At 63.2% G+C, this 20935-nt stretch carries 25 protein-coding genes; 7 read left to right on the top strand and 18 right to left on the bottom strand.

From position 1 onward, the window contains the following. Positions 1-2: 2 nt before the first annotated feature. From JXQ94_RS00875 to JXQ94_RS00890, 4 genes are all read right to left on the bottom strand, one after another. Complete coding sequence (locus JXQ94_RS00875) at positions 3-341, bottom strand: proton-translocating transhydrogenase family protein (protein WP_011644478.1); 339 nt, start codon at positions 339-341, stop codon at positions 3-5. A gap of 6 nt (positions 342-347) precedes the next feature. After that, positions 348-590, bottom strand: a complete 243-nt coding sequence (locus JXQ94_RS00880) for a hypothetical protein (protein ID WP_421921944.1) — start codon at positions 588-590, stop codon at positions 348-350. Continuing rightward, a complete protein-coding gene (locus JXQ94_RS00885) occupies positions 587-1717 on the bottom strand; it encodes a Re/Si-specific NAD(P)(+) transhydrogenase subunit alpha (protein ID WP_421921945.1) in 1131 nt (376 codons plus the stop codon). The genes JXQ94_RS00880 and JXQ94_RS00885 overlap by 4 nt, the downstream gene beginning before the upstream one ends. A 129-nt stretch (positions 1718-1846) precedes the next feature. Next, on the bottom strand, positions 1847-2152 hold the full coding sequence (locus JXQ94_RS00890; protein ID WP_421921946.1) for an aa3-type cytochrome c oxidase subunit IV: 306 nt from the start codon (positions 2150-2152) through the stop codon (positions 1847-1849). 174 nt (positions 2153-2326) lie between these two features. Between JXQ94_RS00890 and JXQ94_RS00895 the strand changes: the two genes are divergently transcribed. From JXQ94_RS00895 to JXQ94_RS00910, 4 genes are read left to right on the top strand one after another with little or no spacing between them, the layout of a single operon-like run. Next, positions 2327-2899 carry a DUF7010 family protein gene (locus JXQ94_RS00895; protein ID WP_295692658.1) on the top strand — a complete coding sequence of 191 codons (573 nt, stop codon included), beginning with the start codon at positions 2327-2329 and terminating at the stop codon, positions 2897-2899. Continuing rightward, positions 2854-4017 (top strand): sensor histidine kinase, encoded by a 1164-nt coding sequence (locus JXQ94_RS00900; RefSeq protein WP_421921947.1) that lies wholly within the window; start codon positions 2854-2856, stop codon positions 4015-4017. Before JXQ94_RS00895 ends, JXQ94_RS00900 begins: the two co-directional genes overlap by 46 nt. Then, on the top strand, positions 4014-4616 hold the full coding sequence (locus JXQ94_RS00905) for a response regulator transcription factor (RefSeq protein ID WP_421921948.1): 603 nt from the start codon (positions 4014-4016) through the stop codon (positions 4614-4616). Before JXQ94_RS00900 ends, JXQ94_RS00905 begins: the two co-directional genes overlap by 4 nt. A gap of 50 nt (positions 4617-4666) precedes the next feature. Continuing rightward, positions 4667-4924, top strand: coding sequence for a hypothetical protein (locus JXQ94_RS00910; RefSeq protein ID WP_421921949.1), 258 nt, complete (start codon positions 4667-4669; stop codon positions 4922-4924). An 18-nt stretch (positions 4925-4942) separates the two neighbouring features. Here JXQ94_RS00910 and JXQ94_RS00915 read toward each other — a convergent pair whose 3' ends face one another. Together JXQ94_RS00915 and JXQ94_RS00920 are read right to left on the bottom strand one after the other, a co-directional pair. Further along, positions 4943-5890 (bottom strand): alpha/beta fold hydrolase, encoded by a 948-nt coding sequence (locus JXQ94_RS00915; protein ID WP_421921950.1) that lies wholly within the window; start codon positions 5888-5890, stop codon positions 4943-4945. A gap of 31 nt (positions 5891-5921) precedes the next feature. Then, a complete protein-coding gene (locus tag JXQ94_RS00920; protein ID WP_421921951.1) occupies positions 5922-6755 on the bottom strand; it encodes a CPBP family intramembrane glutamic endopeptidase in 834 nt (277 codons plus the stop codon). 196 nt (positions 6756-6951) lie between these two features. Here JXQ94_RS00920 and JXQ94_RS00925 point away from each other — a divergent pair, with 196 nt between their 5' ends. After that, complete coding sequence (locus JXQ94_RS00925; RefSeq protein WP_421921952.1) at positions 6952-8415, top strand: sigma-54-dependent transcriptional regulator; 1464 nt, start codon at positions 6952-6954, stop codon at positions 8413-8415. A gap of 94 nt (positions 8416-8509) precedes the next feature. Here JXQ94_RS00925 and JXQ94_RS00930 read toward each other — a convergent pair whose 3' ends face one another. The 12 genes from JXQ94_RS00930 to ykgO form a co-directional block, all read right to left on the bottom strand. Then, on the bottom strand, positions 8510-8986 hold the full coding sequence (locus JXQ94_RS00930; RefSeq protein WP_421921953.1) for an ASCH domain-containing protein: 477 nt from the start codon (positions 8984-8986) through the stop codon (positions 8510-8512). 50 nt (positions 8987-9036) lie between these two features. Then, the gene (locus JXQ94_RS00935; protein ID WP_421921954.1) at positions 9037-9468 is read right to left on the bottom strand and encodes a hypothetical protein; all 432 of its coding nucleotides are present in this window, start codon (positions 9466-9468) and stop codon (positions 9037-9039) included. Positions 9469-9560: 92 nt separating this feature from the next. Then, positions 9561-10061 carry a hypothetical protein gene (locus tag JXQ94_RS00940; protein WP_421921955.1) on the bottom strand — a complete coding sequence of 167 codons (501 nt, stop codon included), beginning with the start codon at positions 10059-10061 and terminating at the stop codon, positions 9561-9563. Positions 10062-10087: 26 nt separating this feature from the next. Beyond that, the gene (locus tag JXQ94_RS00945; protein WP_295692681.1) at positions 10088-10372 is read right to left on the bottom strand and encodes a DUF2312 domain-containing protein; all 285 of its coding nucleotides are present in this window, start codon (positions 10370-10372) and stop codon (positions 10088-10090) included. Between the two features lie 55 nt (positions 10373-10427). Further along, a complete protein-coding gene (locus tag JXQ94_RS00950) occupies positions 10428-11420 on the bottom strand; it encodes an alpha/beta fold hydrolase (protein ID WP_421921956.1) in 993 nt (330 codons plus the stop codon). A 3-nt stretch (positions 11421-11423) separates the two neighbouring features. Further along, positions 11424-12002 (bottom strand): hypothetical protein, encoded by a 579-nt coding sequence (locus JXQ94_RS00955; protein WP_421921957.1) that lies wholly within the window; start codon positions 12000-12002, stop codon positions 11424-11426. 62 nt (positions 12003-12064) lie between these two features. Next, positions 12065-12514 (bottom strand): response regulator, encoded by a 450-nt coding sequence (locus JXQ94_RS00960; protein ID WP_421921958.1) that lies wholly within the window; start codon positions 12512-12514, stop codon positions 12065-12067. Then, complete coding sequence (locus JXQ94_RS00965; RefSeq protein ID WP_421921959.1) at positions 12514-15153, bottom strand: ATP-binding protein; 2640 nt, start codon at positions 15151-15153, stop codon at positions 12514-12516. Before JXQ94_RS00965 ends, JXQ94_RS00960 begins: the two co-directional genes overlap by 1 nt. A gap of 138 nt (positions 15154-15291) precedes the next feature. Beyond that, positions 15292-16380 (bottom strand): acyl-CoA dehydrogenase family protein, encoded by a 1089-nt coding sequence (locus JXQ94_RS00970; RefSeq protein ID WP_421921960.1) that lies wholly within the window; start codon positions 16378-16380, stop codon positions 15292-15294. A gap of 3 nt (positions 16381-16383) precedes the next feature. Further along, positions 16384-17565 (bottom strand): acyl-CoA dehydrogenase family protein, encoded by a 1182-nt coding sequence (locus JXQ94_RS00975; protein ID WP_421921961.1) that lies wholly within the window; start codon positions 17563-17565, stop codon positions 16384-16386. 207 nt (positions 17566-17772) lie between these two features. Next, entirely contained in the window at positions 17773-18387 is a 615-nt protein-coding gene (locus tag JXQ94_RS00980; RefSeq protein WP_421921962.1) for an HAD family hydrolase, read from the bottom strand. A 106-nt stretch (positions 18388-18493) separates the two neighbouring features. Further along, positions 18494-18619 (bottom strand): type B 50S ribosomal protein L36, encoded by a 126-nt coding sequence (ykgO, locus tag JXQ94_RS00985; protein ID WP_011644457.1) that lies wholly within the window; start codon positions 18617-18619, stop codon positions 18494-18496. A 178-nt stretch (positions 18620-18797) separates the two neighbouring features. On the opposite strand from ykgO, the gene yghX reads away from it, so the two are divergent. Both yghX and JXQ94_RS00995 read left to right on the top strand, forming a co-directional pair. Next, the gene (gene yghX, locus JXQ94_RS00990; protein ID WP_421921963.1) at positions 18798-19682 is read left to right on the top strand and encodes a YghX family hydrolase; all 885 of its coding nucleotides are present in this window, start codon (positions 18798-18800) and stop codon (positions 19680-19682) included. A gap of 20 nt (positions 19683-19702) precedes the next feature. Then, positions 19703-20875, top strand: coding sequence for an iron-containing alcohol dehydrogenase (locus JXQ94_RS00995; RefSeq protein WP_421921964.1), 1173 nt, complete (start codon positions 19703-19705; stop codon positions 20873-20875). The last annotated feature ends 60 nt before the right edge of the window (positions 20876-20935 follow it).

Genomic DNA, 20935 nt, shown 5'->3' on the forward strand with positions numbered 1-20935 from the left:
CCCTAGCGCTCCTTCTTCTTGTACATGGCGAGCATGCGCTGGGTGACCAGGAAGCCGCCGAATATGTTCACGCTGGCGAGGATGATGGCGACAAAGCCCAGGCCTCGGGAGAAGCCGGCACCGCCGGCGGCCTCGGCCGTTGCGGCGGCATCACCACCACCGGTCGCGGTCGCCGTGGCGGCCAGAAGCGCGCCGACGATAATGACCGAGGAGATGGCATTGGTGACGGCCATCAGCGGCGTGTGCAGGGCCGGCGTCACCGACCAGACGACGTAATAGCCCACGAAGACCGCCAGGACGAAAATCGCCAGGCGGAAGATGACGGGATCAACGGCTTCCATTTCGTTTTACTCCGCGGTCGTGGTGCGCTTCGTCAGAAGCAGTCCACCAACAATAAGAAGAATCGAGCCGATCAGGCTCCAGCCGAAAGCGAACAGGTTGAACTGGACGAACTGGTTGCCGTGTACGCCGCTCGCATCGGCGCTGCCAGAGATCGCCACCACGTCGAACATGGCCACAACACTCAGACCGACGAGCACGCAACTCGTGGCTCCAAATCCCAGCTGTGCGTATCCTACAAGTCGATTCACGCGTTGTCCTTCACCAGGCTCGGATGCACGATGGCACCATCCTTGGTCAGCGCCATGCCCTGGATGACTTCATCATCCCAGTGCGGGGCGAGGCCGCCGTCCTCATTGACGAGGAGGGGCAGAAGATTGGCGAGATTCTTGGCGTAGAGCGCCGAGGCGTCAGCGGCGAGGCGGCCGGCGAGATTGCCATAGCCGGCGATCTTGACCCCCTTGTGTTCGACGACTTCATCCACCTTGGTCAGTTCGCAATTGCCGCCATTGGGGGCGGCGAGATCGATGATGACCGAGCCCGGCTTCATGGTCTCGACCATGGCCTTGCTGACCAGGGTCGGGGCCGGGCGGCCGGGGATCAGCGCCGTGGTGATGACGATGTCCTGCTTGGCGATGTGGCTGGCCACCAGTTCGGCCTGTTTGGCCTGGTATTCCGGTGACATCTGCTTGGCGTAGCCGCCGGCGGTTTCGGCTTGTTTGAACTCGTCATCCTCGACGGCGATGAATCTTGCACCGAGCGAGGCGACCTGTTCCTTCACCGCCGGCCGGACATCGGTGGCGGTGACAATGGCGCCGAGGCGGCGCGCCGTGGCGATGGCCTGCAGACCGGCCACGCCGACCCCCATCACGAAGGTCTTGGCCGGGGCGACCGTGCCGGCCGCTGTCATCATCATCGGGAAGGCGCGGCCATAAAGCTCTGCACCCTCGATCACGGCGCGGTAGCCGGCGAGGTTGGCTTGCGATGACAGCGCGTCCATGGCTTGGGCGCGGGTGATGCGCGGCACGAATTCCATGGCGAGGGCGTCGATCCCGGCCTTGGCCAGGCCTTCCGCCATCTTGGTATTGCCGTGCGGACTGAGATGGGAGACCAGCAGGACGCCCTTCAGCTTGGCCAGCGTCGCCTCGTCCGGGCTGCGCACCGCGAAGAGCGCGTCGGCGCCCTTGAGTGTTGCGGCTGCGGTGCCGATCTTCGCACCTGCATCAGCAAAGGCCTCATCGGTCACGGCGGCGGTCAGGCCCGCGCCCTTCTCGATGGCGACTTCATGGCCGGCAGCCACGAATTTCTTGACGGTTTCAGGGGTGGCTGCCACGCGAGTCTCGCCCGCATGTCGTTCTTTCAGAATGGCAATTCGCATTTCGTCCCGCCGCTCATGGCTCGATGCGGCGAGGATGCGCGAATTCTCCCGTGAGGGGAAGGCCCCTCCGGGAAATTTCTAGACCGGAAACTGGGAAATTTTGTGCAGTGCGAAGGGGCGGCGAGGAAATCAGCCGCCAAACACCATACCGAACAACTGAACAATGCCGCCGCAGACAAGGCTGAAGAAGAAAAGTCCGCCCAGGGTGACATACCAGGATGTCTTCATGCCGAGTGCGAGGCCGAGCACGCCGCCGACCACGGCGGTGGCGATCAGGCCGCCCAGCCAGTCCATGCCCACAGCAAAGACGAGGGTGAGGTAGAGCACGCTCACCACGGTGAGCAGGCTGCCCCACACCGAAACCGCGATGAATCCGCCAAAGGTGGCTTTCTGGTCGGCGATGTCCATTTCGCCACGAACATAATCAGACGCCATTGGTCTCTACCTCCGTCAAATTCAGTTTCGAGCGGATAGCACGCGTTGAAAGCCCCGCCAAGATGGCAGCGCCATTTGCCGCAGGTGACAGCTGTCATGCGCGAAAGGTGACGCCTGTGTCTGCCCGTCGCCGAGCGCCCCGTCCAGCATGAGGACAGACAAAGGAGTTTCCCCATGACCGATCTCAAAACTGTCTTCCTCAATGAACGCCGCCGCTACAGCGCTGAAGCCGGTGGCGGGGTGTCACTGCCGGTCGCTGGCGCCATCTACTGGGCAGGCCTCGCCATTGCCGGCGCCTATATGGATCCGACTGACTGGGCCTATACGGCGGCCGCCTTCTCGGGCGCCATCTTCCCGCTTGGCATCCTCTTGCAGGGTGTTTTCAAATCCCCCTTCATGAAGGCGAAATCGCCCCTATCCGGAGTTACGACAGCCGCCATTGTTGCCATCAACCTGCTCTGGCCGATCCACATGATCGTCATCTGGACCGCGCCCCAGGCCGCCCCGCTCACCCTCGCGATCGGGATGAGCCTGCATTGGCCAATCATCGGCTGGGGCTATGCCTCCAGGGTCTGCATGGTCCATGCGATTGTCCGGGTCGCGGCCGTAACCGCGATCTTCTTCCTCGCGCCGCAATACAGCCTGGTCGGCATTCCGCTCGTGGTGAGCGGCCTTTACCTGCTGGCCGCTGCCGGGCTTTCATGGGAATCGAACCGCTATCGCCGCCTGATTGCGGCAATGGCCTGAGAAAGGCTGACGGATCCGTGATTGCCCTGCGCACGCTGATATCGCCGAACCGGCCGTGGATACACCTGCTCTATCTGGGCATGTTCTTTTTCGGCTGGCTCTACCTGCCGCCGACGCGACTCGAAGCGGCCCTGGGGCTGGTCAGCATGGCCGGCTTCATCGGTCTGTATGTCTTTGTCATGCGGCGGATGGACTGGACGGTCTATCCTGCAGCCCTCATCACCAGCTTGCTTGGATTGCTGCTGGTTCCACAGACGCTTGGTGGCGGCGTCTATTTCGTCTTCGCTGCGGCCATGCTGGGCCGCCTCGACTGGACGCTGCGCCTGTGGGCGGCCATGGCACTTCTTGCGGTGACCGGGATCAGCGCCATCTGGATCTACGCGCCGACCCCGCTCTTCGCGCTTGCCCTGGCGGGATTGGGCGCGATGGCCGCCGGCGGGTCGATGATCGCGGCGCGCCATGAACGCGAGGCGGATCAAGCCGAGGAGACCCGCAGTCGCGCCGCCCGCGAGGGAGCAGAGGCCGAACGTCAGCGCATTGCCCGCGACTTGCATGACTTGCTTGGCCAGACCCTGTCGACTGTTACCTTGAAGGCGGAGATCGCCGAACGCCTTCTTGGCCAGGACGCCGATCGGGCGCTGACCGAGCTGAGGGCGATCCAGACGATCTCCCGCCAGGCACTGGCCGATATGCGGGAAGCGGTGATCGGCCTGCGCGGCCGAAAGCTGGGCGAGGCGATGAGCGAAGGCGTCCAGCGCCTCGCCGATACCGGCGTCTCGGCCCGTCTTGATGGCGCCGCGGATGCCGCGCAGCTTTCGGACGAGGTCTCGACCGCCCTCGCCATGGTTGTGCGCGAGGCTGTTACAAATATCATCCGCCATGCCGACGCAGGTGACGCGGCGCTTGTCTTTTCAAAACAGGGTGATGTGGTTTGCCTTGCTATCCAGGATGATGGGTGCGGCGATGCCGACCCGTCCGGGGGCGGGCTGAGCGGTCTGCGCGCTCGCCTTGAAGCGCTGGGTGGTGCACTTGACGTGGCGCCGGGCAGTGATGGCCGCGGAACGGTTCTGACGGCGACCCTGCCGACCAAGACGCAAGGATTCGGAGCGCAGCAATGATCAAGGTCGTGATCGCCGAGGACCAGACCCTATTGCGCGACGCGCTGGCGACGCTTCTGGGCCTGGAGCGCGATATCGAGGTGGTCGGACTCGCCGGCAATGGGCGCGAAGCCCATGACGTTGTTCGCCGCAAGGATCCCGATCTGGTCCTCACTGATATCGAGATGCCGGACATGACGGGGCTGGAGTTGGCTGACCTCCTGCGTCGGGAGGACGCGCGCACCCGTGTGTTGATCGTGACGACCTTTGATCGGCCCGGCTATTTGCGTCGGGCGATGGAGGCGGGCGTGTCCGGCTTCATTCTCAAGGATGGACCGTCAGCTGACCTGGCCGGCGCGATCCGGCGGGTGATGGCGGGCGAGCGCGTGGTGGCACCGGAGCTGGCAGCGCGCGCCTGGGACGAAGCTGATCCGCTCAGTGATGCCGAGCGTCGTCTCCTGCGACTGGCCGAGGCCGGGCTCGACAGTGCGGCCATGGCGGAGGCGTCCGGTCTGGCTCGCGGTACCGTACGCAATTACCTGCACAGCGCGATCAGCAAGCTGGGCGCGGCCAACCGGATCGAGGCTGCACGGCGGGCCCGACAAAAGGGGTGGTTGTAGAAAATCCACTGGCCTAGACTGGTCGGGCTGCTGCCAGTCCGGAGTTCCGCATGCGCATTCCCTTCGCCCTTTGGTCGGCCGTGATCGCCCTTCTGGTCTTTGCCGGGATGGCAGCGCGGGAGTTCCTCAATTTCGGCTCGATCGAGTTCGCCTATCTCTGGCCCATCGGGCTCAAGATCGGTGGCGTTTGGCTGGCCTTGGTGATTGTGGTCACGATCATTGGCGGTCTGCGCAAGGCCACGACGGCCTCGCCGGACGCGCTGCCGGATGATGTGGCTCGCGAGCTCCGGCGTCACCCGGAAGACTGATCGACAAAAACCGGAGCTTCAGCCCCAGCCCGGACCGGTCAGGACTTCCAATCCGGCCGCGACGGCGACCGGTTGATCGAGGATGAGATGGTGTTCCGCATTCGGGATCGACACCATGGTCGTTTCCGGTCCGAACAGGTCGCCCATGAAGGCCCAGACCTCGTCATTCACAAGACGCGAATCCGCGCCCCGGAACAGGGCGATCCGGGTTTTCAGAGCGTCGACAATATCGGCTGGTGGCGGGCGGTCATAATCCAGCTTGTCCCAGAGCTTGGGATCGAATTTCCAGGTCCAGCCCTGCGTGCCGTCCGGCCGAGTGATCTCCTTCAGAGATTGCCGGGCGATATGGTCCAGCAGGAAGGCATTCTCGCAGCCTTGCTCGGGCAGGAGGCGAAAGCGCGCCAATGCCGCGTCGAAGGAATTATAGATCATGCCGCCCCGCGAGGGCGGTGACGAGCGGCGCTGTTCCTGGCTGGGCCGGATGGGGCTGTCGAGCACGGCAATCCCGGCCAGCTGGTCGCCATGTTCCATAGCCGTGGCGACAGAGACAAAACCGCCAAAGGAATGGCCAACGAGGAAGGGCTTGCCGGCCTCGAAGGCACCGCCATCCTGGCCCGCGGCGAGGACTTCCAGCGCGTAGGTCGCCATGCTGTAGCGGTCGCGATGATCACTGTCTCCCATGCCTGAGAGGTCGAGCGCGACCACGCGGCGGGTCTCGGACAGGAAGGGGGCGATACTGTCCCACCAGTCCTTGTGAGCGACCCCGCCATGGACAAGGATCAGGCCGGGCGCGCCGCGCTTGCCCCAGGCCTTCCAGCAAATCGTTGCGTCCTCGACCGACACGCTGCCGCGATCGGTCGGAACATCAAGGGCCTTGAGAAACCAGTCCGGGGTTGGCGGTCTGGCGCCATTGAACTGAACAAGGGGAGCTGGCGGGCGGGGGGAGGTGGCGGCTTTTTGGCTCATGACCTAGCGCTAGACCCGAGGGGCGGTGGCGTCAATTGCCCGTGGTCGCCGGAGCGAGTGAGATCAGGTAGGGCACCGCGAATACCGCCCATGCATTATTGGCGACATGGCCGAGGATCGGGGCGGCAAGGCGACCTGTCCAAACCCGTGCGGCACCCAACGCCAGCGCCAGGAAGAAGGTCGACGTCATCACCATCAGCCCTTGGGCGATATGAACCAGCCCAAAGGCCAGGGCGGAGATGATGATCGCGAAAAGCGCGGGCACGCCGCGGGCCATCATCATGGGCAGCATCCAGCCCCGGAAGAGGACTTCCTCGACAATCGGGGCGGCGATCAGGGTCAGGCCTATGAGCAGCCAGAGGCTGGCTTCCGCGCCGATGAAATCGTCGACATTGGACAGGTCGTCCCGGCTGGCCCCGCCGGCGAGTGTCAGGTCCGGTTCGGCCATCGCGAACTCGTGGAAGCTCAGGGTCAGCGGGCTGGCAATCAACACCATGAAGACCATGACCAGAGCCGCTGCCAGGAAATCTGAAAGGCGCAGGGGGAAAATTGCGAAGACCGGCCGGTGCGCCTGGTAGCGCTTCATCCAGGCCCACATGATCAGGCCCAGGCCGGAATAACCGATGATATTGCCAAGAAAGATGGCACTGCCCTGGCTCAAGCCGGTCTCCGGGCCGCCGGCCGCGCCCCAACTGATCACGGTCGCCAGCTGCGCAGCGATGACCAGGGCGAACATCAGCGCCGGCCAGACGATCATCCCCGGCAGGGATCGGATAACCCGCATGCGGTACTCTTCCGCCAGGTTGGCAAAGACATCATGCCGCGCAAACGGCCAGCGGGTCGGGGATCCGGGAGAAACAGCCATGATAAGCGAGCAGGCATCCTGCGTGGGCCAGTCCGTTAAGACGGTCTTGATCCTTATGCTTAACCGGTCGTTGCCGTCTCTTAAACGTCAAATTTAGACAAGTGTCCCATAACGGTTCGCATAGACGCCCCGCTCGCAGGAGTGGTGAGGCCAAAAGGCCCGGCGAGATAACAAAGCGACCGAAAAGGCGTGGGTGATGGTGAAATCAGTTCTGATCGTCGATGACGATCCGACACAGCGCCGCCTTCTTCAGGCGGTGATCGAGAAGCAGGGCTATCGGGCCGAAACCGCCGACAGCGGTGAGGCTGCCCTGGATCGCGTGGCATCGCCGGGGATTGATGTCATGCTGCTCGATCTGATCATGCCCGGCATGGACGGGATGGAGACGCTGGAGGCGCTCAAGCGCAAACAGCCGGACCTGCCTGTCATCGTGCTGACCGCGAGTGGGGGTATTGAGACGGTTGTGGCAGCGATGCGCGCCGGTGCGGTCGATTTCTTCGTGAAGCCCGCCAGCCCGGAACGCATCACAGTGTCGATCCGCAACGCGCTGCGCGTGCAGAACCTGTCGGGTGAGGTCAAGCGGCTCAGCCGCAAGGCCGAGGGTACGCTGGGTTTTTCCGACATGATTGCCGGTGCACCGGCCATGCGTCAGGTCGTTCGCCTTGGTGAACGGGCAGCGCAGTCGGATATTCCGATCCTTATCACCGGGGAAAGCGGCGTCGGCAAGGAGCTGGTCGCCGGGTCCATCATGGCCGCGTCCAAGCGCGCCGGTGGCCCGTTCGTGGCCGTGAATTGCGGTGCCATTCCTGAAAACCTCGTTGAATCCACCCTGTTCGGTCACGAGAAGGGCGCTTTCACCGGTGCGGTCGGCAAGCATATGGGCAAGTTCCAGGAAGCTGATGGCGGAACGCTCTTTCTCGACGAGATTGGCGAACTGCCGCTGGACATGCAGGTCAAGCTGCTGCGTGCCCTGCAGGAAGGCGAAGTCGACCCGGTTGGCGGCAAGCGCCCGGTCAAGGTCAATGTCCGCATCATTTCGGCGACCAATCGCGACCTGGCTGAGCAAGTGGCCGTTGGCGCCTTCCGCGAAGACCTCTTTTACCGTCTGAATGTCTTTCCGATCGAGGTGCCGTCGCTGCGATCACGCAAGGATGACATCCCGGCCTTGGTGCGCCACTTCATCGGTCGCTTCAATGCCCAGGAGAACAAGTCGATCCAGGACGCGGCACCGGAAACGCACGCCCTCCTCACCCATTTCGATTGGCCGGGCAATGTGCGCCAGCTGGAGAATGCCGTCTTCCGCGCTGTCGTCCTTTCGGACGGCGATGTGCTGAAGCCGGAGGACTTCCCGCAGATTTCCGGACTGACGCCGCAGATTGGCGAGATGCCGGATACCGGGGCTCTGGCCAATATGGCGGAGACGCTGGCTGCGGGTGATGTCGCGGCGGGCGCCGAGTTCGGACCGGTCGACATCATGGATGAAGGCGGACATCTGCGCTCACTCGAGGATATCGAGCGTGACTTGATCGAGTTTGCCATCGAGACCTATGCCGGCCGGATGAGTGAAGTTGCCCGCCGTCTCGGCGTTGGGCGCTCGACGCTCTATCGCAAGGTCCGGGAGTACGAGCTGGATGTCGACGGCGTACGCGCCGCCGGCTGATCACAGAAAAAAGCCTCCCCGCCACGGGAGGAGGCCTGCCCCGCGGGGGTGGGGGACGGAATGGGCCGGCGCTGCCATGCGCGCCGGCCCGTTTTCATGGTGTGAGGGCGCTGGCGGGCAGCGGCCAGACACGGTTGAAGCGGTGAAAGACGGCCTCGTCACCAACATCGAAAGTCGTACCCTCTCGTTCGGCTTCGCGTTGGAAATAGTCGATATGGGCTGCCATCCACCAGGCGAGGGAGCGATCGCCTTCCCCTTCGGTCCAGGCGAATTCCTCAGTCGTCTCACGGACCGGATGGATATCGACCCGGCTTGCCTGAATGATGCAGGCCGGTGCGGCGCGGCCATCGAGAACCAGGGCCAGATCGCCCGGCTTGGGCAGCGGCTCCTTGTCGGGCCCGTACCAGCGCACATGTGAGGCGGTCGCCTTCTTGCGGTCGATCAGGACAAGAGCCAGCAATTCATCTGCCAGTGCTTCGCTGTCGCCAAAGGCAAAGATATCGTCCGGCGCGCGATCGTGTCCGGTCGCGTCGCAGAAATCCCGCCAGTAAGCGGATTGGGCGGGCGTCATGGCAGGCCTCCGATGCAGGCCTGCCTTGGTGCGTCATCGGCCGGGTGACGTCAATGTGGGGCGGCGGCCTGGTTGGCACTGCGATCGAGCCAGCCGGCATAGATCGGCATAAGTGCGGCTTCACGGCGGAAACGGGCTCGCAATTGGCGCATGAGTCGATGCAGGGACGGGTCGAGGTCGGGCCGCTCATCGCTGCTGTCCATCAGACCCAGTTCGATATGGGTCCGCAGGATGTCGATCCGGCTGGAGAGCCCGTGAATCTGTCCGTCGAGGCGGGAGATGTAATCGCGCGTCAGCGGGTCGGCTGCCAGATGGCTGTAGATCTGGGTCTCCTTGTCCTCGACCAGCCGGTCAAGCTCGGTCATGGCATTGGAGAAGGCCTCGCGACCTGCCGCGCTGGTAATTCCGGCGCGCTGGGCCTTTTCAAGGTCCTCGAACAGGGACTGCTCGTGGTGGTTGAAGACGTCGATGTCCTGAAACATGGCACTTATCCCGATCTCTATTGAAGATCAGGATAGGCAGGCCGGGTCCGGCGCGCGCGCGAAACACGGATTAACCCTGAATGAAGTGCTAATCAGGACTCCGAGCCATCCGGGGTGTCATTGCCACCGGATATTACCCGAAAGCCGGCCCGCCTTTGCTGGGGTGATGTGTCAGGGGGCAAACGGTCCGGGCCCGGCGTCTCCGCGACCGGCGCGGCCGCGCCGATCTCAGTCTCCCGATCCTCGGCAATGTCGTCGTAGATGTCGCGACCGCGTGGAGCGGGCCCGCCGGACTTGCGCTTGAAGCCATTGCCGCGTGACATCGGCTTGCGGGCCTTGCCCTTGGCCTTCTTTTCGATCTCGCGAAGCTTCAGCGCCTGGCGGGCCGAGAGGGCCTCGTCGGTATTGCCCTTGTCCGGGTCATTGAAGGCCGAGCCGAACTTCTCGAGCCTTTCTTCCAGCGAGCCGAGAAACTCGCCCTCCCATTCGGACAGGTCTATCTTGGCCGCGTCGGAATCGGCGGCGGCCTTGCGGGCTCTTTCGAGCCGCCGCAAGGCGCGTCGCGTCTTCTTTTCGTCGATCTTGCGGACCAAGCGAGCCTCCTGGTGAGGCCGTCAGTCTAGCCCTCGACAGCACCGAGATACAATTCCAGCAGCGCTTCGGCTTCCTGGCGCTCATGGCGGTCGATCTTGCGCAGGGCAATGACCTTGCGAAGGATCTTGGTGTCATAGCCGGAGGATTTGGCCTCGGCATAGACTTCCTTCATGTCGGCCATGACATTGGCCTTGTCTTCTTCGAGGCGTTCGATGCGTGCCACAAAGGCCTTCAGCTGCTCGCGGGCGGCGCCGCCAATGGCGTCGGATTCGTCACGTTGGGTCTGGGGCGCGGTATCGGTAAATGCCATGGGAGAAGCCTTTCTGGTGGACGGAGGCGGAGACTAGTTCCAGCCCTGCCCAGCCTCAAGCGGCGGGGCCAGTCATCGCGGTATTTCCCGCCGTGTTGCGGGCCTGCTCGCGCACTTTGTGTACGGCTTCCAGTATGATGGCGGGGTGGTGATGGTGCAGATTGTGACCGGCACCGGACACCCAATGCAGCGACGCGCGAGGCATGCGCTGCGACACCATTCCGCCGTGTCGATGGGCCCATAAGACCGTATCCGCGCGCGCATTGATGATCGCGGTGGGTTGGTGTGTGTCTTCGTAGCGGTCTTCCTGCGTCTCCAGATGGTGGTTCACTTCCATCATGTCCCGGGCATTGGCGCGCCAGGTGGAGGGGCGAAGCAGGAGCGGCAGGGCCGAGTTTTCCAGATAGTTGTCCGGGACCGGCTCCGGGTGAAATGCGCTGACGGCGCCGGAGCGAGCTTGTCCCTCACCCATGAGCGGGACAATGAAATGCGTGATCAACGGACCCAGAACCGGCCAGAAACTGGCGGTGTTGAACCAGGCTGCATCGCCGATCCAGGCAGAGAGGGCCGGTGCGATCAGGACGACACTTTCGACCTGATCGGGATGATCCATCGCCAGGCGCAGGGCAATGGCGCCGCCCCAGGAATGTCCGATGACCGTCACCGGACCGGTTTCGATCGTCTCCAGCAGGCGGGCGATGAGCGCCGCTTCGCGTTGCGGCGACCAAAGGCCGTCTGGCCGGTCACTCCAGCCGAGGCCGGGGCGGTCCAGCCAGATGACCCTTTCCCCGGTGAAGGTGTCAGCGAGGGCGAGATGCGGTTCTTCCAGATTGGACGCGGCACCGTGCAGGACGAGGACGGCAGGGCCGGTCTTCGGCCCGGTCTGGCGAACATGCAGACGTACGCCGTCGACGGTGATGAATTCGGCCTTCGGAGGAAAGCGGGTCTCGATGCGCGTGATGGCTCGCCTGGCGAGTGTCCAGGTGATGGCGATCAGGGCGGCGAGGCCGACAACCAGGCCCGCTGGAATGAGGTCGGTCAGGGGCAAGGGCTAGAGCGCCCGCCCGGCCAACAGGGCAAGCAGCCGGTCGCGAGCCTCGGTGGCGGCCTCATGAGCCGGATAGATGGCCAGCGCGTCTTCATAGGCTTCCAGGGCGGCCTCGGCCTCATTGGCGCGTTCAAGCAGTCGCGCGATGGTCAGATAGGCGTCATAGCGGCGAGGCTCGAGCGTCAGTGCGGTGTTGAGTGTTTCCAGGGCATAACCCCAGTCCTCAGCCTGGGCGGCCATCCGCCCGGCCGCCAACCAGCCCTCGGCGAAATCCGGATCCAGCTGGGTGACATGATCATACATGCGGGCGGCGATATCGGCATTCTCGGCCTGTTCCGCCACCCGTCCCCGATCCATGAGCAATGAGACAGTGTCGCTGCCTGAATGTGCCCATAGAGCATGGATCTCGTCGACCAGGGGCGGGGCTTCTCGCGGACCGGCCATGGCCAGCGCGTCGAGACGCTCGTCCAGGCGCTCTTCCGGTGTCTGGAATTCTGTCTGCGGAGCAATCTGGACGTCCGCATCGGGTGCGTCCTGGGCGCCAGTCAGCAGGAGGAGGCCGGATAGGAGAAAGGGTGTCATGGACAAAACATAGCCGCAGGGACGGCTGCGTCCAGATGGGCTGACCAGAAAGTGGACGAGATTTAAGGCCGGCCCAGCGCTGTTGGCAGGACGGCCGTTGCGAGCCAGAAGACCTCGACCGCTGCCACGATCTCCTCATAGCCCAACGCGTCGAACGGCTTGGTCATGTAGGCATTGGCGTGCAGCGCGTAACAGCGCTCGACATCGGCCTCGGATGATGAGGTGGTCAGAATCAGGACCGGGATACTGGCAAGCTGATCGTCATTCTTGAGACTTTTGAGGACGTCGCGACCGTCGATCTTCGGCAGGTTCAGATCCAGAAGGATGAGGTCGGGCACGGGCTTTTCAGCGTGCTCACCCAGACCACGCAGGCGGTCCAAGGCGGCCTCGCCGTCGCGTGCGACCTCAAGCTCATGGCGTGCCTTGCCGCGCTCGAAGGCGTCGCGGACCAGAAATTCGTCACCGGAATTATCTTCAACAATCAGTATTTTGGCAGCGCGGGGAATCTTCATTATTCGGCTTCCGGTGGCTCGGCCCCGAGGGCCGGCATGGGCTTGGGAGCGGTTTTGGGCAGCGTGAAACGGAAAACGCTTCCATGAGGCTCATTGTCGGAAATGGTAAGCACACCGCCATGGGATTCAACAATTTTTCGGCAGATCGCGAGACCCATACCGCTGCCGGGATAGGCATCGGGCGAGTGCAGGCGTTTGAAGGGTTGGAAAATCTGTTCGCGATACTCACGCTTGATGCCAATTCCGTTGTCGGCCACGGAAAGCGTCCAGAAATCGCCGGTGTCTTCCGCACCGATCCAGACCTCCGCAGCCTGGCCCTCGGGCTGAAACTTCACGGCATTGCTGATGAGATTCTGCATCAGCTGACCCAGCCTGGCCGGGTGTCCCCGAACAACCGGCAGATCGCCGATATGGATTCGCTCCCGCGCGGCCTGCACCGATGGGCCCAGGGTCTTGAACGTCTCTTCAACCAGCTGGCCCATATCGACCTCGGTCCGTGTGGCATCGGCATCGGAGTTCAGACGTCCATAGGCGAGCAGGTCGGTGATGAGGGTCTGCATCCGCACGGTGGCATTCAGCGTGTGCCGGATATAGGTCTGGCCGGCATCATCAAGCTGGTCACCATACCGGTTGGCGAGCAGGCCGGTGAAATTCGAGATCAGACGCAGGGGTTCCTGCAGATCGTGGCTCGCGACGAAGGCAAAGCGTTCAAGCTCCTCATTGGCGCGGGTCAGGCGCTCGATGAAGCGCTCGCGGTCGGCCTCGGCTTGGATTCGCTCTGTGATGTCGCGCACAACGGTCACCGCGCCGATCGGCAGACCGGCGTCGTCGCGCATGGTTTCGGTTGCGTATTCGGCGAAGAAATCGCTGCCATCCTTGCGGCGAAAACGATCATATCCCGAATTGGGGCTGTCTCGCAGCGCTTCCTGGACCATTGCGCACTCATCACGTGTATGCGGTCGCCCGCGCATGTCGACCGGGTGGATGCGATCATGAATGACTTCACCGACAAGTTCATCCGGTGCATATCCGAACAGCTTCCCGGCCGCGGGATTGATAAGTACACCGCGCCCATCCTGATCAAAGCTTATGATCGCATCGGCGGCATGCTCCAGAATCAGTGAGAGATTATTGGAGAGACTCCGGGACTCGGCCGTCTTCTCATCAACCAGGCGCTGAACCAGGTCGGTGCGAGCCGTGGAGAGCATTGCGAGGGCATTGAGAATGGAAATGAAGCAGAATCCGACCACGATCACGGTCCAGGAAACCCAGTCCTGCTCGCCCTGCAGGAAGCTCTCATTGGCAATGTAATCGACCTGCCAGAGCTCGCCTCCCACCGAAAACTCCCGACGTGTTGTGAGCGCGAAACCGTCGGGAAGCCGGCCGTGTTCCCAAAGCGGGCGCCGCTGCGCATCCAGACCGCGGATGCGATAGGAATAGAGGGCGGCTTCGCTGGAGAAGGCTGACCCGAGGATGGCCTCGACACGGAAGGTTCCGACGGCGACGCTGCGCAGGCTTTCGCGTCGCTCAGACAGTTCTGCGGGGATCTGACGTCCGGCGAAAGCCGGAATGGCAAGGCCAACCCATGCGGCCGGTCCGCTTGCATTCAGAGGCGATGCGGAAAACGCCCCGCTGGCGAGCGAGGCGTCGATGAGGTCGGGCAGGTCATCGAAGAAATAGTCGGTGGCCAGCACTCGATCGGGCGTGATCATGAGCCGGCGACCGGGAGTGCTGCGAACGCCGTCGACCGGCCTCAGAAGGGCGTGGCGCGACATGTTCTCATCCGAATCGACCACCATCCAGTGCACGGAGCTCACGCTGTCGAGTTGGTCGAAGGCGATATCGACGAAGGTGGAGAATTCCTCCGGGGAAACATTTTCAGATGCTGCGAAAAAACCCTGCAGGGATTCCAGCCTGCGCCGCGCCGCATTCAGGCTTTCCTGCAAGGCAATATGGTCTTCGGCGACTTCCGCTTCGAAATGCTCTTGGCGCAGTTCGAGTCCATTCAATCGCGTGAGCGCAAATGTGGTGAGGCTGATGGTCGCCAGAATCGTGAAGACGAAGCCTATATTGCGTTTGCGACGGCGACTGACGCGATTGGTCTCGAACAGGACGAGCAGGACCGGGGCAATCGCGGCGGCAGCTACGGCATTTCCGGCCCAGTTCCGCGCGAAGGCGGACCAGAAGTCGATTTCGGATGCGCTGAAACCACCGAGAGTCACCCAGGCGGCAGCAAAAGCGGAGCCGACCATGCTGGCCAGAATGGCGCCGAACCCGATCAGACGGACGAGCTCCATGCCGGTTTCAAGCGCGACGCTTCGGTCCGGGGCCGGCCGGACAAGACGTCGCGCGATCGCAGCCTGGATAATGGCCGCGATTGCGAAGCCAACGCTGCCCCCCGCGGCGCGCCAGATTCCCGCGTCCAGGACATGGAAACCGTAGGTCAGGGTCAGCAGAAAAACGCCCAGGCCTATGGCGGGCAAGGCGCGGTATCCGATCAAAAGGACCGCAGTCAGAGTGACGGCGCCGGGCAACCAGATCGGCGCAAGGAAACCAGGTGGGATGGCCAGCAGAAACGAGGCGATGCCAGCGACCAGGATGGCCGTCAGGACTATCGCGCTTGCCTTGAGATCACGCATGCGCGCAATCGCCTCCCGCCCAACGAAGCCGGGACCGGCCCCGAAACAGGATTGAACCGCAATTCCTTCAGGGCGACAATGGCTTGCATAGGAAATGAGAGGCAGGTGGCGAATCCGCCTTGCCTGCCTCTCAATTCGTCAGACGCCGTCAGCGATGTCTGATAACGCCATGGCGGTGCGCAGCTGATCTTCGGTATCGCCCAGCTGATGGTCGATCATGATCAGGCGCTTGGCGTAGTGAGACCCGGAATACTCCCAGGTCATGCCGATTCCGCCATGCATCTGCACGGCTTCCTCGGCCACCAGCTTGCCGGCGCGACCGATCAGGTTCTTCGCCTGTGCCACTGCGAGAGCCCGCGCCTTGCTGTCGCTTTCGTCCAGCTTGGCGGCGGCATAGATGGTGATTGAGCGGGCCTGTTCGATCTCGATGGAGAAATCGACCAAACGGTGTTGCAGGGCCTGGAAAAGTGCAATCGGGCGACCGAATTGCTGGCGCTGCATCAGGTAGTCCTTGGTCATCACCTTGAGCACGTCCATCGCGCCCACGGCTTCGGCGCACAGGGCAACACGGCCGGCATCCAGGGCGGCCTCGATCGCCTCGCGGGCATCCTCGGCCAGGCAGCGCGCCTTGGTCTTGTCGAGAATGACCTCCGCGGCACCGGCGCCATCAATCATGGCGTAGGAGAGGACTTCCGCGTCCGTAGCAGCGACTTCATAGAGGCCCAACTTGCCTCCATCCGATTGCGCCGCGATCAGGATGTAATCGGCGCAATGCGCTCCATAGACGACGGTCTTGCGGCCGGTCAGCGTGTCGCCATTGGCCCGTGTGGTGATGCTGTCGAGATCCCCATAGGCGTCGCTCTCGTCAAAACCGAAAGCGGCCTTCTCGGCCCCGGCAATGATCGCCTCGATCCGCTCGGCCTCGCCATGCGCCGCGTAGAGGCGCAGCGCCATGAGATTGCCCAGCATGGGTTCGGCACAGATGGCGCGGCCCATTTCCTCGAACACGGTGGTGATGTCGAAACCGGCACCGCCAAATCCGCCGTCTGCCTCGGAGACCAAGGCGCCGAGAATGCCGAGTTCGGCAAGCTCGGCCCATTTGGCCGGGTCGTGGAAGTCGCCCTCATAAGCAACAGCATTGCGGTGTTCGATCGGGTACTGCTCGGCCAGATAGCGACGCAGGCTATCGCCGATCATGCGGCGATCTTCAGTCGGCGTGAAATCCATGGATCAGGCTCCGAAGGTTTCTTTGGCGATGATATTGCGCTGGATCTCGTTCGATCCGCCAAAGATCGAGAGTTTGCGATTATTGAAGTAATTGGCCGCGTTGGAGGCCGCTTCCGCAGGGGCGATGGCGTAATTGCCGATCACGTCCTCGGATGGGAAGGGGCATGCGGTGGCGCCCAGTGCGCGGCGCGACAGGTCATTGATGGCCTGACGGATCACCGTGCCCTTGATCTTCAGCATGGAGGAGACCGAGCCCTGCGCATCGGCGACGCCGGACAGCATGCGCAGATTCGTCATCCGCATGGCTTCCAGATCGATCTCGACCTCGGCGACCTTGGCAGCGAAAATCGGGTCCTGGGCGAGCGGCCTGCCCTTGCGCTTGACCTTGCGGGCGAGGGCCTTGAGCTGGCTGAGCGCCTCGCTGGAGGCACCGACGCCGGCGATATTGGTGCGCTCATGGCCCAGGAGATACTTGGCGATCGTCCAGCCCATGTTTTCTTCGCCGACCATGTTGGAGGCCGGCACGCGGACATCGGTGAAGAAGACCTCATTCACCTCGAAACCGCCCTCGATCAGCTTGATCGGGCGCATTTCAATGCCCGGCGTGTCGAGGTCGACCAGGATGAAGGAAATGCCTTCCTGGCGCTTGCCCTCGGTCGAGGTGCGCACGAGGCAGAAGATCTTGTTGGCGAACTGGCCGAGCGTGGTCCACGTTTTCTGCCCGTTGATGATGTAGTCATCACCATCACGGATGGCGCGGGTCTTGAGGCTGGCCAGGTCGGAACCGGCACCCGGCTCGGAATAGCCCTGACACCACCAATCCTCACCGGACAGGATGCGGGGCAGGATGGTCGCCTTCTGCTCTTCCGTGCCGAATTTGATCAGTACCGGACCCAGCATGCCGAGTCCGAAGGGGACCGTGCGTGGTGCATTGGCGCGGGCGCACTCTTCTTCGAAGATGTGCATGTTGACCGAGTCCCAGTCGGTGCCGCCATGCTCGACCGGCCAGCCCGGCGCCAGCCATCCCTGGCTGTTCAGCGTGGCGTGCCAGTTCTCCATGTCGGCCTTGTTCAGGTCGCGACCATTGCGCACCTTGGTGGCCAGTTCCTCGGACAGCTTGTCCGTCAGGAAGCTGCGCACTTCCTCGCGGAACGCCTCTTCCTCGGGGGTGAAATTCAGATCCATCTTGTCTCTCCTCGCGCCCTCTTATCGACCGCATTCACGACGAAACCGGGTCCCGATCTTGCGTCAGGCATCTCCGAGTTTCGATGACTGGGTATGTATGTAAATCAAAACCCGTCGATGTGAATAGTGCGCACCTGCAGCATCTGGTGCGGCGCTGCGGCTCAGGCGGGCTTGACGTAAGGGGAAGGTTTGGACGGGGTTGGCCCGTCAGGCCGAGACGAGCAGGCCGCGGGATTCCAGTGCCGCGCTCAGGCCGGTCTTGCCGGTGAACAGCTCGGCGTCGAAGCCGTGGAGGCGGGCCGCGTCGACATTGGCCTGGCGATCGTCAAAGAAGACGACCTCATGCGGCGCGAAGGGGAGGCGGGCCTCGGTGATTGCGTAAATCCTGGGGTCCGGCTTGATGACACCCTCATGCGCCGAGACGATGACGTCCTTCATGTGGCGCATCTGCGGATAAAGACGATTGACCGGATCGAGCCATTCAGCGGGCAGATTGGTCAGTGCGTATTGCGGCACGCCATGATCGGCCAAGGCATCCATGATCCGGGGCGTGCCGTCGACGGTGCCGTTCAGCATTTGCTCGAACCCGCTTTCCCAGGCGCGGATCGCGTCCTCGAGGTGCGGGTGGGCTTCGATCAGGTGAAGGCGGTTTTCGGCCATCGGGACGCCGCGGTCATGGGCGGCGTGCCACTCCATGGTGCAGACCTTCTCGAGGAAGTGTCGGCACTCGGCCTCGGTGGCGAAGAGTTTCGAGTAGAGATAGGCGGGCGACCAGTCCAGGAGGACATTGCCGAGATCCCACAGAACGGCTTTCGTCGTCATGGACATCTCCTCAACGCAAAACCCGCGCACCTTTTCGATGCACGGGGCAAGCGGCATTCATGCTGATAAGCAGGCGCGCCTGGACGAGGCGCTGCCGACGCGTCGACTAGCCGGCGCGCGCTTTGAAGCGCGGGTCGGTCTTGTTGATCACGTAGACGCGGCCACGGCGCTTCACGACCTGGCAATCGCGGTGGCGGTTTTTCAGCGATTTGATCGAGCTGCGGACTTTCATCGTGTGGCCTTCGCGTTACAAGCGTAATTCAACGGAGCGCGGGAGATACTGGAGCATTTGCGGCCTGTCAACGTGTCAGGTGCGGGAATTCCGCATGTCACGCAGCCCTGCCCCGATGAAGAATTGCCGTGCGACCGGGATGCCCTAGACTTTGCTCACGGACAAGGGAGGGCTCCATATGACCCGCAAGACCGCTGCCGATTTCGATCAACGCATACTCGACCTCTTTGACGGCTATGTTCATGGCCAGATGACCAAGCGCGATTTTCTCAGTCGTGCGGCCCGATTCACGATCGCCGGTGTCGGTGCCGCGGCTGTGCTGGAAGCCCTGCAACCCGACTATGCCCTCGCCGAGCAAGTCGCGCCGGATGATCCGGATATCGTCACCGAGCGCATCCGCTATCCCTCACCGGACGGGCATGGCGAGGTTGAGGGGCTGCTCGCGCGTCCGACGGGCCCGGGGTCCTTTGGCGCGGTGCTGGTCGTGCACGAGAATCGCGGCCTCAACCCGTATATCGAGGATGTCGTGCGGCGCTGCGCGAAGGCGGGCTATCTGGCGCTGGGGCCGGATGGGCTGACCTCGCTTGGCGGCTATGCCGGCAATGATGATGACGGGCGGGTGATGCAGCGTCAGCTCGATCCGCAACGCCTGCTCGCGGATTTCTTTGCTGGTTTCGAGTTCCTGACCGGGCATGAGCGTTCGACCGGCCGGGTCGGCGCCGTGGGCTTTTGTTACGGTGGCGGGGTCTGCAATGCCCTGGCTGTGGCCTATCCGGAGATGGCGTGCGCGGCACCCTATTACGGACGTCAGGCCGCGATCGGGGATGTGGCCGTTATCGAGGCGCCGCTCCAGCTCCACTATGCCGGCAATGATGAGCGCATCAATGCCGGAGCGCCGGCCTATGAGGCAGCGCTGCGAGCGACCGGGAAAACCTTCGAGGCCCATGTCTATGACGGTGCCAATCATGGCTTCCACAATGACACCACGCCCCGCTACGATGAGGCCGCAGCCGCCTTGGCCTGGTCGCGAACGCTGGACTGGTTCGCGCGTCACATCGGCTGATATCACCTGCTGGAGCTGTCATGACTGCTAGTCTTGTATTGCCGCGCCTGATCCGGACCGGATCCGGTGCCCTGGCCGAGATCGCGGACCTGCTCGGGCGCTGCGGCGTGTCCCGTCCCCTGATCATCACCGACCCGACCATGGTTCAGCTGGGCTATGTCGATCGGCTGACGGCCCACCTTGCCAGCGCTGACATTGCCTTTGGTCTGTTCGATGCCACCGAGCCGGAGCCCACCGAAACCTCGGTCATCTCTGCCGAGGCGATCCTGGCCTCGGGGTGCGATGGCGCTGCGTTTGACGGACTTGTGGCGCTCGGCGGAGGGAGTGCGATCGATACCGCCAAGGCCCTTGCGGTGCTGGGTCCTCATGGCGGTCGGATGCGGGACTACAAGGTGCCGCGCATGGTCGATGAGCCCGGCCTGCCGGTGATCGCCATCCCGACCACGGCGGGCACGGGGTCGGAGGCGACGCGCGTCACTGTCATCACCGATCCGGAGAATGACGAGAAAATGCTGTGCATGGGGCTCGCCTTCATGCCGGTGGCCGCGATCCTTGATCCCGATCTCACCCTGTCCCTGCCCAAAAGGGTGACAGCGGATACCGGAATCGACGCCCTGACCCATGCCATCGAGGCCTATGTCAGCCGCAAGGCGTCGCCCTTTTCGGATCAGCAGGCACTGGCAGCCATGCGCCTGATCGCACCCAATCTGCGCCGCGCCTTTCATGACGGCGAAGACCGCGAGGCGCGCGAGGCCCTGTTGCTCGGTGCCTGTTTCGGAGGGATCGCCTTTTCCAATGCCTCGGTCGCCCTTGTGCACGGGATGAGTCGGCCGATCGGCGCCTTTTTCCATGTTCCGCACGGTCTCTCCAATGCAATGCTTTTGCCGGCCATCACCAGCTGGTCCATCCCGGCGGCGCCGGAACGCTATGCCGATTGTGCCCGCGCGATGGGGTTGGCCGATGAGGCCGCCAGCGACGCTTTTTCCAATGATGCCCTGATCAACGAGTTGCGCGCCCTGAACGCGGAATTGGGCGTCCCGACACCGACCGGTTTCGGCATTGCCCGAGACCGCTGGCAGCAATTGCGACCGCTGATGGCCGAGCAGGCGCTGGCGTCCGGATCGCCCGGCAATAATCCGCGCGTGCCCTCCGCCGACGAGATCATCGCCCTTTATGATGAGGTTTGGGGGTGACACATCGGACTCGTCTGCTGCGTCTTACAACTTCGAAAGTTGCTCCGGCCGGGCACGCTC

Source organism: Maricaulis maris, assembly GCF_049116555.1.
GTDB lineage: Bacteria > Pseudomonadota > Alphaproteobacteria > Caulobacterales > Maricaulaceae > Maricaulis > Maricaulis maris_C.

What these genes read in the sequence shown, in the direction of transcription:
- JXQ94_RS00875 (WP_011644478.1), bottom strand. Translation starts at nt 341, where the DNA reads ATGGAAGCCGTTGATCCCGTCATCTTCCGCCTGGCGATTTTCGTCCTG.
- JXQ94_RS00885 (WP_421921945.1), bottom strand. Translation starts at nt 1,717, where the DNA reads ATGCGAATTGCCATTCTGAAAGAACGACATGCGGGCGAGACTCGCGTG.
- JXQ94_RS00890 (WP_421921946.1), bottom strand. Translation starts at nt 2,152, where the DNA reads ATGGCGTCTGATTATGTTCGTGGCGAAATGGACATCGCCGACCAGAAA.
- JXQ94_RS00895 (WP_295692658.1), top strand. Translation starts at nt 2,327, where the DNA reads ATGACCGATCTCAAAACTGTCTTCCTCAATGAACGCCGCCGCTACAGC.
- JXQ94_RS00900 (WP_421921947.1), top strand. Translation starts at nt 2,854, where the DNA reads ATGGGAATCGAACCGCTATCGCCGCCTGATTGCGGCAATGGCCTGAGA.
- JXQ94_RS00905 (WP_421921948.1), top strand. Translation starts at nt 4,014, where the DNA reads ATGATCAAGGTCGTGATCGCCGAGGACCAGACCCTATTGCGCGACGCG.
- JXQ94_RS00910 (WP_421921949.1), top strand. Translation starts at nt 4,667, where the DNA reads ATGCGCATTCCCTTCGCCCTTTGGTCGGCCGTGATCGCCCTTCTGGTC.
- JXQ94_RS00915 (WP_421921950.1), bottom strand. Translation starts at nt 5,890, where the DNA reads ATGAGCCAAAAAGCCGCCACCTCCCCCCGCCCGCCAGCTCCCCTTGTT.
- JXQ94_RS00920 (WP_421921951.1), bottom strand. Translation starts at nt 6,755, where the DNA reads ATGGCTGTTTCTCCCGGATCCCCGACCCGCTGGCCGTTTGCGCGGCAT.
- JXQ94_RS00925 (WP_421921952.1), top strand. Translation starts at nt 6,952, where the DNA reads ATGGTGAAATCAGTTCTGATCGTCGATGACGATCCGACACAGCGCCGC.
- JXQ94_RS00930 (WP_421921953.1), bottom strand. Translation starts at nt 8,986, where the DNA reads ATGACGCCCGCCCAATCCGCTTACTGGCGGGATTTCTGCGACGCGACC.
- JXQ94_RS00935 (WP_421921954.1), bottom strand. Translation starts at nt 9,468, where the DNA reads ATGTTTCAGGACATCGACGTCTTCAACCACCACGAGCAGTCCCTGTTC.
- JXQ94_RS00945 (WP_295692681.1), bottom strand. Translation starts at nt 10,372, where the DNA reads ATGGCATTTACCGATACCGCGCCCCAGACCCAACGTGACGAATCCGAC.
- JXQ94_RS00955 (WP_421921957.1), bottom strand. Translation starts at nt 12,002, where the DNA reads ATGACACCCTTTCTCCTATCCGGCCTCCTCCTGCTGACTGGCGCCCAG.
- JXQ94_RS00960 (WP_421921958.1), bottom strand. Translation starts at nt 12,514, where the DNA reads ATGAAGATTCCCCGCGCTGCCAAAATACTGATTGTTGAAGATAATTCC.
- JXQ94_RS00965 (WP_421921959.1), bottom strand. Translation starts at nt 15,153, where the DNA reads ATGCGTGATCTCAAGGCAAGCGCGATAGTCCTGACGGCCATCCTGGTC.
- JXQ94_RS00970 (WP_421921960.1), bottom strand. Translation starts at nt 16,380, where the DNA reads ATGGATTTCACGCCGACTGAAGATCGCCGCATGATCGGCGATAGCCTG.
- JXQ94_RS00975 (WP_421921961.1), bottom strand. Translation starts at nt 17,565, where the DNA reads ATGGATCTGAATTTCACCCCCGAGGAAGAGGCGTTCCGCGAGGAAGTG.
- JXQ94_RS00980 (WP_421921962.1), bottom strand. Translation starts at nt 18,387, where the DNA reads ATGACGACGAAAGCCGTTCTGTGGGATCTCGGCAATGTCCTCCTGGAC.
- ykgO (WP_011644457.1), bottom strand. Translation starts at nt 18,619, where the DNA reads ATGAAAGTCCGCAGCTCGATCAAATCGCTGAAAAACCGCCACCGCGAT.
- yghX (WP_421921963.1), top strand. Translation starts at nt 18,798, where the DNA reads ATGACCCGCAAGACCGCTGCCGATTTCGATCAACGCATACTCGACCTC.
- JXQ94_RS00995 (WP_421921964.1), top strand. Translation starts at nt 19,703, where the DNA reads ATGACTGCTAGTCTTGTATTGCCGCGCCTGATCCGGACCGGATCCGGT.